An 11,247-nucleotide genomic window follows, 5' to 3' on the forward strand; every position below is an offset into this window, starting at 1 on the left:
AATTACGGCAGTTTTAATACCTGACCCACATAAATGAAAAATGAACTGGAAATTATATCCTTGTTAAGGTCATAAATTTCTCTCCATCTCGTTGCATCGCCAAGCTGGGACTGAGCGATATTCCATAAACAATCCCCGTATTTTACTTCATAGGTTTTTGCCGGAAGTCGATTATCTGTGCGGGTTTCTGTGTCCTCAGGTATTTCCGCTGTTCCATCATTAACCTGAATTTGCTTCACTGAAACCTCTCTATATTCTTTAAAGGATATATCATAATAAATAGTGCCGACGTCTCCGCCTTTTTCTGAATATGTAAATTCTTCAATAGTACAGTATTGGTTAATATCTGTTCCTGTGGCCAAAAAGTGTACAGGGCGTTTACTATTCTTCCACTCTATGATTTTTTTCACTATGCTTAGGGGAGGTACTATCTCTTCATTATTGATTCCTGAAAACTTTGTTGCAGGTAAAAATGAAGAAAATGAAATAACAGTGGCTGGACGGTCACCAAATATAGGTATCTCGCCCAGTCCGGATATAGTAATACTTTCATTTCCGCTGCCATGTGTTATTTTAATTTCCTCTGGGTTAACCGGAATGAGAATTTTTTCACTTTCAGCATTAGCTGTAATCCAAATTTGATATTTAGAACTCATAGGAATTATCACCCTCTTCAAATATTTCCTGAGCCAAAATTTTTAGCAATGCGGGTTTCAGATATTCAAACAAAATTGTAACTATCTCTTCCTTTGAAGCTCCTTTATCAATTGATATTTTTCCGTTTCCTTTAATCTCAAGCGTTATATTTTTATCGCTGCGTTTATATTCGTCATACCGACCTGTTAAAAATTCAGGAATGGGAACATCAGGAGAAACATCCGACATAGCGGACAATATTCTGTCTGTTTCTTTGGTTGGAAATACCTTACTTCCGCTTCTGCCAAGTATAAGTTCGGGACCCTCTTCACCTGCTATATAAGCATTTTCTCCCCATAGAGTACCATCTGCGTGCTGTTCATATGCAGGGGCTGTGGCTGTGTATCTAATACTGCCGCTTGTGCTGTAATTAATTGTTACTGGTACATTTGCAGTGACTCCTTGCTCAAGCGTACTTTTCATACTTTCGAGGATGCCATTACCAGCCGCTGTGATTTGTTCCATCGCTTCAGCGTTTTGCATTCCTTCTGCAATTTGAGCTGGTACATACAAACCTGTATTCTTTGCATTTTCTATCATTGCTGCATATTCTGGATCTGCCTCGTTAAACATACCGCCTACAGTTCTAAAGATTGAATCTGTATTTGATGTAACAACTCCGAGAGCATCAATATCCGATATTCCTTGCGCAATATAATCAGGTATTTCCCTACCCGCATCTGCATAGGATTGTTGGATTGCAAGCAATTGTTCCTGACTCGGTTTGAGCATATCAAAAATTGCAGTAAGATTAGCTTTTGACTCTTCAGAAAGACCCGTTCCATAAGATATCGAAATAAATTCATCTGGTCTGAACTCAAAAGCGCCGTTTTCTTGCATTGCACCAAGCTGTTCTTGAAACACAGACTCAGTAACTGTTGTCCATTCCTGAAAAGCCGCCGCTGCTTCTTCTCCATATGTTTCAGACACAGTATCAAGTGCAAACTTCACGCCTTTGATTGTCAATTCCGCTTTTCTATTATTTAACTCTTCTTCGGCCGTGCTAATTGCTTCATCGTAGGTTGCCTGATCTATCTCCCCGTTGCCTAATTGAAGTTTAAGGGCAGATGATATATCAACATATGCACTCTCATATTGTTCGCTTGCAGAAGCTATTTGTTCGTTAATCTTTCCCATCAAAGCTTCAAATGATTCAGGAGTAAGGTCTCCGCCTTTTAAAATTGGGTCTGCCAACACTTCAAGCTGCGCATCAAATTCATACGCAGTAAGCTGGTTTACCATTTCAGCCATCTGATTTTTAAGCTCTGCTATTTCTTTAGCTTCATCAATATCAAGCAATCCATCTTCAAATGCTGCGTTTACAGCATCCTGAAGCTGTGTGCCCAATGCTGCAAGTTCTGATTGATAACCTGAGAATGAAGAGTTAATAGAATCTTTTATAGGCTGTCCGCCCTCTCCTTCTGCAAACAAAGCATCAACAGATAATGTCAGCTGATACTGTTTTTCCTGTAGTACAGACTGTGTATCGGAAATAAAAGAGGTTATATTGTTTCTATAAGCTTCTTTTTCCGTTTCGGTAAGTTCTAATCCCACAGATACCTTCCAATTGGCCTTATCAATTTCAGACATATAGCTGCTTATATCGTCGATATACTTTTCGATATTACTCATAGCCTGAGCTGATTTAGCAAGCTTACCAAATGGATCAGCTCTAACAATTCTTGACGCAACATCTTCAAGTTCTTCTGCAGATAAAGTTATATCTCCAAAATGCTCTGCAAGGTTTTGTTTTTTCATTTTTTGTACGCTTGCTTGTATCGCAGAACCAAGAGCAACAACGCCTCCTACAACCGCCGTTATAATGCCAACAGGAGAAGCTTTAAAAGCGCTGTTAAATGTTTTTATTGCTTTGGCAACTCCTGATATACCAGATATAACTTTGTAGGAAATAATCGCTGAACCTATGCCTGCAAGTGCTACTGCGATTACATCTGGGTTATTCTTGATAAAAGTTACAGCTGGTTCTGCTATTTTCCACGCCTTACCTACAGAGTCTCCAATAATATCAAAAGCGGTCTCGGCACCCGCTGCAATGTCATCAATATTATCCTGAACCCACTCCATAATCGGAAGTAGTTTATCAATAAGTACATTTCCTATGTTGATTTGTGCAACCTCTGCCGCCGCAACTATTCTATCCCATTTTCTTCCGGGATCTTCTTCCATAGTTTTAAAAGCGGCATCAGTTGCGCCGATCGCCTCTCTCATCTCACTCATAGATTGTGTGAACTTTTCTGTTCCCTGACCTGTGAGTGCTAATACAGCATTTCCAGCTTCAACTGAGCCAAACAAATCATTTACACCAACATTAGTATCCGATGCATATTGTTCCAAAAGCTGAAATGCTTGCTGTATATTATTTCCTTCAGCTATAAAATCTGTAAATCCTTTTCCTGCAATCTGCCTGAAGATTTTATCTGTTTCCGTTCCGCTTTTCGACAACTCTACAATTGCCTGTCTCAGCTGTGTAGTTGCAACGCTTGTCGGAATACCTTGTGCGGTCATTGCGGCGAGAGCTGCGGAAACATCCTCAAAAGCAACACCTGCGCCTACAGCTGTCGGAACCACATTATATAAGCTTGATGAAAGCTCCTCAAAGGTAGTTTTACCGAGCTTTACTGTGGTGAACATAAGGTCGCTGGCTTTAGATGCAGACACTGTATCCTCACCATAGGCGTTAACTACAGACGAAAGTCCGTCAACCGCTGTTTCAAGGTTTGTTACTCCACCAATTGCAGCCTTGTTCGCTGTTTCCAAAAAATCAAAAACGCTGTCTTGAGATACACCAGCGGACAAAGCTTGATAAAGCGCAGGAACTGTTTCAGATGTTAAGGTTCCCATTTCTTTAGAAAACTCTTTTACATCGTTTGTCATTGCTGACATAGACTGTTTTGATATTCCTGGAAGCAGAGTAAATACTTCTTTCATTCCTTTGTTAAATTGATTAGCCGCTTGAACACTGGCATCGCCAAATTCAACAATCTTAGCTATTGAAAAAGCTGCCGTTGCTGCCTTCCCAATATTTTTTAATGTATTTGTAAGCTCCTGACCTCGTGCATCTATGCCGGCAAGACTATTACTCATTTTATCCTGTAATTCGAAAATTGCCGTTAGTTTTGCTTTAGTATCCGCTATTGTACCTCACCCCTTTCTTTTTGGAATTTTTTACCCTTACAGATTTATTTTTAGTAAAAGCTCGAAGTAATCTATCAGTGCTATGGACGGGAAATTTTTCAGCAACCATCTCTGATGCGATATAAGCACATTTTGTCTGTCTCGGCATTTTTTCAAAATCTTCCATTCTTAGACCGTGCTTTTGCCACAACCTATGCGCCCATATCATAAGAGCATCGCCGTTTTCCTCGTCCGTTAGGAGTTTTTTACTTCTTCAATTATCTCTCCATCACTTTTTTCCCAAAGTCCAAGAATTTTCATAACGCTGCGAACAACGTAATTATAGTCCTCTGTTTTTGAAAAAATAGTTTTAGGCATATCCTCAACATCATATACGCCGTAAAAATCCATAAGTTCTTTGTTTTTGAGATCCGGTTCCACAAATGCCTCAACAATAATTCTGTCTACAGCTCTGTCACCGTCATACTTTTCGATAAAGACCACCTCATTGGAATTTGAGATGATAGGCTTTCCGTTTTTATCTGTAGCCATTTTTCGTGTACGATACATCCCACGTATTTTATTTTGTTCAGAAGTCGAAAGTCTTTTAATTTTGAAAGGTATTGTATTTCCCTCTTCATCTTTAAATGTTTCGACCCCCGGAACTTCCATAACTACGTCCTGTTTAAGCTCAGGACGCATAAAATAACTAAGTTTACTCATTAGCTTTAATCCTCCTATTTATTATTTAGACTATAGCATGGGCTCCAAATTCTATTTCCTCCATGATGAGATCACCTTCACTGTCAAGGCTGGCGAGAGGAATATCGCCTGTAAGTACGCATCCTACAGCGGTAATTGTATCAGTGCCGTAATTGTCATAGTAGTCGCTGTTTGTATCTTCACTTATTCCCTGAATTGTAAACTCCGGCGTTTCTCCTGAAGCCTCATATTTTTTCACAGCTTCACGTAACCACGGAGTGGATTTATACTGCGAAATAGTTCCAGTAATATCCCTTGATAACCAACGGCGTGAAACACCTCTTTCACCCAGACTTCTTGTTTCAGATACTTCAGGAGTATAAAGCAATTCAAACTTTACAGCGTCTAAAACTTTGTTTCCGTCTAAGTATACGGAACCTTCACGTGCGGATGCTCTTCTTCTATTTACACCCATAGCTTAACCTCCTTACCTTGTTTTAATTGTGAAATAGAGCTTTTCGGACGACTGTACAGGACACAGTCCTACAGTTATGTACATAGAGTCGTCTTTGCTTGCTCCTCTGTCTACAACAAAGTCTTTATCGTAATCTACATCTTTTATGTATCCGGCATCATAGTAACTTTTGAGATATGTACGTCCAATACCCTCAATTACATCCCAGCCGCTGCGATTGTTGTCAAACTTATTAGGCGCAAATGCGCTCATAATCAAATTGCCAAAAGAATTAAATACTCTCATAACTCTGTTTTTGCTGTATGTTTCATCTTTTGGCGCAGAAAAATCAGTCAAGGAGTTAATATCATACTCCACTTTTATATTTCCGCCTTCCGATGCAGAAAAGAAAAATTCGCCTTTGTTGATTGCCGCCACAGATTCAGCATGGTTCTTTTCACTCACAATGGACGTTGCACCTTCATATGTTTTATATGTAAGGCTGCCACCTGGACCCGCCGACGCATCTGCGCCTGCAACCCATGCTGTAGCCTGTGCAGCTGTCAAAGCTTTCCCATCCACAACCACAGAATTAGTTACATTTATGACGTGTTCATAGTTTGCCGAAAAGTTAGCCACAACGGCTGTTCGGTACTTGCCAACCTCTTCTGCCAGGTATTTCACTTTAGCTGATACAGCCTCGCAGAGGGCATCAAAACTGTCGTCTACTGTGTTCTCGTCAACAGGAAACGCCATCGTATTCCAGAATACATTTTCGGACACATCCAAAAAATCCGTGATGTCTTTTGCCGTAACATCCGGAGTTGTTCCTCCAGACAGCACAATGCTCGGTGTGGCAGTGAGTTCACCTGTACCGGAAAATTCAACCCACGGATCTTTAACCGCTGTAAGCTGTTCTATGGAGCTTACTCCTTCATGCTTAGATACAACATTAACTCCGAGATATACAGTAACATCAAAGCCCTCTACCGGGTTCGTCACAACCGAAACTTTTATAGAATTTCCAAGAACCCCGCCGTACATCGCTGTAACAGTAAGTCCTCCGCTTGTTGCCTTTGCTTTTTCACCCTGGTTAGGAATATATACAATAACTTCTCCGGCATTTTTCAAAGCTTCACGAATAAGAAGCATATTGTCATTCTCTTCAAAAACACTGTATCCGAGACGTTCCTTCTGTCCTTCTGGTTCGGTGGCTTTGACTGTAATAAAAGTTTTTGCCGGACCATAATCATGTCCAATCAACGGGATAAGAACTGTACCGGTTTTACCAAGACTTACACTATCATTTCTCGAAGAAATGAAATTTATATATGTACCCGGACGAACCTTGCCCGCTTCAGTAAATGTTCCACCAGCCATATTACTTTTTACCTCCTTTTATCTTTTTACTTAAAAAAGCCTCTATCCTGCATCTCATATCCTCAACAGTAAATGTACCATTGAGATTGTATGTAGCTGCTACAAAAGTACTATCCGATACTCCAAAAAGAACCAGCGCTTTCTCCCTCAACTGTTCTATAGAAAACTCAGGTGCTTTCACTGGATTAGGTGTACATTCCAGGCTATTGTTATTTTCTTTTACATTTTCTTTTTTCATTTTAATCATATCCTTTCGCTGATATCGACATAATCAAATCCATCGCTCTTTTGGCATTTTCAGAACGATAAGGGCGTGAACTCTGCCAGCGTATATACAGCTGTACAGCTGACGGACTGTCCTCGATATTTTTCATTTCAGGATTTTTAATTCTTACACCGTAAGGTAGTGGCTCCCCGGTTTCATCCACAAGCGGTATGAGGTTACGGTTAGATACAATAGCGTCTATAATCTTTAGTGCTATATTGTGTGCCTGTTGAGCATTATTTGAAAAAACTTTTACATACCAAGAATATTCATATCTAAAGCTTGTAAAAGTATCCCCGTAAGAGGCAACCTCCGGTTCTGGAAAATAAATCGACGGAACCATAAATCCTTCTGGAATTTTCCAGTAATAAGGATAGGCTCCGCCGCTGTTTTCTATCATATATTTTGCAATGCTTGCAACTTCCTGTTCCAAATAATCACCTCTCAGATAAACTCACTAAAGTAATTTTCCAACCATTCAACATACATCGCTTTCACAAGATCAGGAAACATTTTTTCTAATATTTCCAATGACGCTTCCCAGTAGTGTGCGCCCTCTACCCACTGTTGTTTAAGGTACATTCCGCTGTTATGACCTTTTATATACACAAATCTGTCTCCCTTCCATTCTCCGGGGACAAATCTTCCTTTTTCACCCTTCTTGTTGGTCCAGTGTCCGTCATTAACAAATTTTGCATACTCGACATTTGTTCCTACTTCAAGCGACATTCCTCCTTGGCTCATTTTCCAAACATTTGAATCATCACCTTTATGAAAGCTGTTAAGCAAAAGTCTTGTATCCATAACTTTTCGACGTATAATCTCATCTTCAAGAATTCGCAAAAACTCGTTTCCTATTCCCTCTAAAAACAGTTTACTCGCTTTTGCAAAACCACCTTGAGCTGCCGAGTTAATTTTATCTATAAAACTGTTAAGTTCATCAAAATCTATTTTTACTCCGTTATCATCGCTCATCACAGTGCCTCTTGTTTTTCAGTACGTTTTATATATACAAATTTATGATGATTACGGATCTTTATAGGTATACCAGATGTGTATTCATATCCACTCTCAGCATCAATAATCTTATCGTTGACTCTTATGTCGATATCAACCGGTAAAACCAACTTAATTTTAGCTTCATAGTCAGCTTGTGGCTCGCCCTGAATAACATTGTTTGTGCTGCTCCCAACACAAAAATGACATGGCACATCGTGGATATCAGGGTGCTCACCATAAGTAAACTGCGATGCTGCTGGTAATCCCCAACCCGGAGAACTTTCAAGCTTTATTAAATGAAATATATTACATCGGTGGTTCAGAAAATCCGCAAACATTTACAACCTCCTAATTTTTAGGTTGATTTTTCCCCTTGTTGTTCCTTCGTCACAGAACTCGTCAAGCAGATCCCCAAGGTTAAGAGAAGACAACGAAAGTTCTGTGCTATCAAACAAAGTGTAAGAATAATCATCGAACGATTCCGACTTTATTCCGGTATTTTCGTCTTTTGTGCTGGCGTTATAAGCGAAAACTTCCGAAATAAGTATGACGGCAATCCTAACAGGTTCAGGTATTTGAGGATATTTATTGTCATCAGAAAAACTGTTACCCGTATAGTTAATCACATACTGTTCTGCTCGCATAATGTCAACCTTTAATTTTTCAGGAGAACGATTTTTTATCAATTCAATATCTGTATAGGCTTTAACATCATGTGGTGTTATCCAGGGTCTTTTTGCCATAGCTTAATCCTTTTCAGAAGCTTCAATAGCTGCAACGTAGTCAGCTTTTTTTCTGCAGTGAGTTATATCTACACCATTTTCCTCCGCCATTTGCTTAAGCTCATCAAGGGATAATGAGTTAAAATCATGTTCAGTTTTTTTATCATCCCTTGATGGTGGGATATCTTCATCTTCTGTAGCCTCTTCAACCAAAATAAAGTAACCGGATTTCAACAGCCTTTCTGCAGTCTTTTTGTCCTCAACAAAAACATCCGGTTTATTCACAGTAGCTTTCACTGCGCCGAGATAAGACTTTCCTTTACATAATTTAAGGTGTATCATCTGTAACCACTCCTATGCCTTTGATAATGGCCGTTGCATCAAGTTCTTCAATTACCGGATCAAAGTCAAGATGGATAACATAATATGTCATGTCTTTCAGCACAGCTTCCTTGCCCTCGTTTGTTTTTCTTATCTGCATATTGTAGGTATTTACAACAATAAGGTTCTTCGGATTGGTAAGTAAAATTTTATCATCCGGCATATTGGCGCATATAAGTGCCGGAATTTTTGCAGGTGATTCATAGAGACTATCTGGAACTGAACCGCCGGCCGTGATAACCTGATTAAGAAGATACATCTCCCAATCCTGTGCTCTTCTCGGAGACATGATCCAGCGAAGCTGGCCATCGTTATATTTATTCGGCAGCTCTCCCAGGGCTTTGTAGAACATTTCAATACTCATACCGCCGGCATCAGTTGCATCATAGACATGACCGCCCTCTTCAATCTGCTTAATCCAACCGTTATTGATTTTAAGAAAATCGTAATCATCTCCAGGAGAAGCATCCTCATCACCGTTGATACTCAAGTCCTCAAGATCAATACCAACCTGACGACTCATAAGGTCAGTCACAACAGACTCAAAGTTGTCGCCTTCAATATTTTCTCTCAGGGTCTCTCCGCTGATTTCCCATGGAAGTCTTACTGCTGTTGTTGCATATTCAACCTTACTTGTATCAACGCCGGCACGATAATCATCGTCTGTATTCTCTGTTTTCTTTCTCAAAATTCGTCTTGCAATACCGATTTTATCAATTTCTCCGGTACGAGATTTTCTGAGTTCGCGACGAATAGCATCCATAAGCGGAGTAGAATCAAAAACCTGTTTAAGAAACTGTTTTGACTGTTCCGGGTTAAGCAGTCCCGCTGTCAGGATGGATGTGGTAATAGCCGCCTTTTCAATAATATCTTTGTTTACTGTCATACTCTTTAATTCCTCCTTTAAGTTAATTAAATGATTCCATGCAAATAATGAACAGTAGGCTGTACATTGCCGCTGTTATTGAGATTGCTTGGTACGCCTGTTGATTTAAGAATTGGGTCAATGGCTTTTTCTATACTGTCAGAAATCATATTCTGCACCTGTTCAGCGGTCAGCGCTGTTGGTTCCGATTTTCGAGCTTTTTCTATTGCAGCAGATACTGCTTCATTAACTATCTGCTGCACCTCCTCTTTTGTCACGTTTACTTCCTCCTTATTTCCTTCATCTGTTTCAGGTTTATTAAGAGAACTGAGAAACTCCCCAAGGGTTTCATAAAGTTCTTTAAGTTCATTTTCACGCTTTTGACTGAGAACCCTACCGGCTTTTTCTACAGGAGAATTATCAACAGAATCATTCTCTTCTAAACCTTCATCTTTGGGTATAAGAAGATCCGTGATAATTCTATTGAAGTCTTCAAGTGCCTGCATAATCTTAACCCTGTCAGTTTCAAACACTCTTTCACCTGAAGAGTTATCAGTATGATAAAGTGTATTTTCAAGGGCTGAGGTTGCACTCCAAAAGCGTGAACATTTCTCACGGCTATCATAAATCTCAGCCACAACGCCTTTATCAATCAGTTTTAATCCAAACGCAGATGCAATCTGCTTCAAGAGCCCTTTTTTCTCACTTGTATTTTTGCTTTTATTTGCGTTATCCAAATCTGTATCCTCCTCGCTGAATTGCCCTACACCGCCCATACTAAAGCCGTTTATCTTTCCATCGTGTATATCCTTCCAAACACTATCGTCAGTAATCTCCACTGTTATAAGCCAAGTACCTTTCTTTACAGCTGTGTCCTCAATTTCAAAATCCGCCTTGGCAACCCAAGTTTCAACTACAGTTGCTCCCGAGAGCGGCTCAAAGTTATGCTGCAAATCTACCTTATCGCCGTTTTTGGCAAACCAATAGGCAGCCTTGATAATCTCTTCTTCAGTCATAAAATTACCATCTGTATCTTCAACCATTGGTTCATAGACTATCCCGGTAACATAGTGGCTTTCAGCGTCAGCTTTGATTATCTTTCCATACGTGGTTATACCGGCTTTACCGTCCTCCTGTTTTGTTATGAGGAATTTATGCTTATTAGCAGCGGCATCCACCAAAGATACAAAAGATATTTTTGCATCTGTTATTGCAAAAGCTTTTTTTAGTTTTTTCACCTTTCCACCCCCTTTCAGTAGGATATATAAAAACAAAAAGCGACATATATGTGCCGCTTTTACCCAAAAGAAAACCGCAGGACTTTAATCCTACGGGTTACATAAGCATATTATATTTTCGGTTCAAAAACATCGTGTGACTCTAAATATTCATTAGCTGTGTTTATGATGCTACGGAAAACATCTTCCATTTCATCACTCGGAAATTTTTCTACAACCTCTTCATATATTTCGCTGAAGAAGACTGTCTTTTCACCATCTACATTCTTTAGATACGAGAGCGCATCCTGTTCATCATCACCCAAAGCATCTCGCAGCGGAATCCAGAAAAGCTCCTCTTTTCGTGGATCTTCTGGATGTGCTTTTCTTCTTTTTTCAATTATTTCATAAATTCTTTTCTCATCTACCAT

Annotated in this window: 15 protein-coding genes; all 15 read right to left on the reverse strand. The window is 39.7% G+C overall.

What is annotated here, in order from left to right; genetic code table 11:
- Nucleotides 1-2: 2 nt before the first annotated feature.
- The 15 genes from CGICJO_RS11105 to CGICJO_RS11175 all read right to left on the reverse strand — a co-directional run bounded on the left by CGICJO_RS11105 (nucleotide 3) and on the right by CGICJO_RS11175 (nucleotide 11,247).
- Nucleotides 3-656 (reverse strand): LysM peptidoglycan-binding domain-containing protein, encoded by a 654-nt coding sequence (locus CGICJO_RS11105; protein WP_486498937.1) that lies wholly within the window; start codon nucleotides 654-656, stop codon nucleotides 3-5.
- Nucleotides 646-3,801: a phage tail tape measure protein gene (locus tag CGICJO_RS11110; protein ID WP_486498938.1), complete on the reverse strand. Its 3,156-nt coding sequence runs from the start codon at nucleotides 3,799-3,801 to the stop codon at nucleotides 646-648. Before CGICJO_RS11110 ends, CGICJO_RS11105 begins: the two co-directional genes overlap by 11 nt.
- A gap of 37 nt (nucleotides 3,802-3,838) precedes the next feature.
- The gene (locus CGICJO_RS11115; protein WP_486498939.1) at nucleotides 3,839-4,018 is read right to left on the reverse strand and encodes a hypothetical protein; all 180 of its coding nucleotides are present in this window, start codon (nucleotides 4,016-4,018) and stop codon (nucleotides 3,839-3,841) included.
- A 68-nt stretch (nucleotides 4,019-4,086) separates the two neighbouring features.
- Nucleotides 4,087-4,554 (reverse strand): phage tail assembly chaperone, encoded by a 468-nt coding sequence (locus CGICJO_RS11120; RefSeq protein WP_486498940.1) that lies wholly within the window; start codon nucleotides 4,552-4,554, stop codon nucleotides 4,087-4,089.
- Between the two features lie 25 nt (nucleotides 4,555-4,579).
- Entirely contained in the window at nucleotides 4,580-5,008 is a 429-nt protein-coding gene (locus CGICJO_RS11125; protein WP_486498941.1) for a phage tail tube protein, read from the reverse strand.
- Between the two features lie 12 nt (nucleotides 5,009-5,020).
- Nucleotides 5,021-6,367, reverse strand: a complete 1,347-nt coding sequence (locus CGICJO_RS11130) for a phage tail sheath family protein (protein WP_486498942.1) — start codon at nucleotides 6,365-6,367, stop codon at nucleotides 5,021-5,023.
- Between the two features lies 1 nt (nucleotide 6,368).
- Nucleotides 6,369-6,605: a YqzN/YkzM domain-containing protein gene (locus tag CGICJO_RS11135; protein WP_486498943.1), complete on the reverse strand. Its 237-nt coding sequence runs from the start codon at nucleotides 6,603-6,605 to the stop codon at nucleotides 6,369-6,371.
- Between the two features lies 1 nt (nucleotide 6,606).
- A complete protein-coding gene (locus CGICJO_RS11140; RefSeq protein ID WP_486498944.1) occupies nucleotides 6,607-7,065 on the reverse strand; it encodes a hypothetical protein in 459 nt (152 codons plus the stop codon).
- An 11-nt stretch (nucleotides 7,066-7,076) separates the two neighbouring features.
- Nucleotides 7,077-7,607 carry an HK97 gp10 family phage protein gene (locus CGICJO_RS11145; RefSeq protein WP_486498945.1) on the reverse strand — a complete coding sequence of 177 codons (531 nt, stop codon included), beginning with the start codon at nucleotides 7,605-7,607 and terminating at the stop codon, nucleotides 7,077-7,079.
- Nucleotides 7,607-7,969 (reverse strand): DUF3599 family protein, encoded by a 363-nt coding sequence (locus tag CGICJO_RS11150; protein WP_486498946.1) that lies wholly within the window; start codon nucleotides 7,967-7,969, stop codon nucleotides 7,607-7,609. The genes CGICJO_RS11145 and CGICJO_RS11150 overlap by 1 nt, the downstream gene beginning before the upstream one ends.
- Nucleotides 7,970-8,374 carry a protein YqbG gene (yqbG, locus tag CGICJO_RS11155; protein ID WP_486498947.1) on the reverse strand — a complete coding sequence of 135 codons (405 nt, stop codon included), beginning with the start codon at nucleotides 8,372-8,374 and terminating at the stop codon, nucleotides 7,970-7,972.
- 3 nt (nucleotides 8,375-8,377) lie between these two features.
- Entirely contained in the window at nucleotides 8,378-8,695 is a 318-nt protein-coding gene (locus CGICJO_RS11160) for a hypothetical protein (protein ID WP_486498948.1), read from the reverse strand.
- Nucleotides 8,682-9,620 (reverse strand): hypothetical protein, encoded by a 939-nt coding sequence (locus CGICJO_RS11165; RefSeq protein ID WP_486498949.1) that lies wholly within the window; start codon nucleotides 9,618-9,620, stop codon nucleotides 8,682-8,684. The genes CGICJO_RS11160 and CGICJO_RS11165 overlap by 14 nt, the downstream gene beginning before the upstream one ends.
- Before the next feature lie 26 nt (nucleotides 9,621-9,646).
- A complete protein-coding gene (locus CGICJO_RS11170; protein WP_486498950.1) occupies nucleotides 9,647-10,837 on the reverse strand; it encodes an XkdF-like putative serine protease domain-containing protein in 1,191 nt (396 codons plus the stop codon).
- Between the two features lie 110 nt (nucleotides 10,838-10,947).
- Nucleotides 10,948-11,247 (reverse strand): hypothetical protein, encoded by a 300-nt coding sequence (locus tag CGICJO_RS11175; protein ID WP_486498951.1) that lies wholly within the window; start codon nucleotides 11,245-11,247, stop codon nucleotides 10,948-10,950.

The sequence above is a fragment of the Candidatus Limousia pullorum genome, from assembly GCF_057405065.1.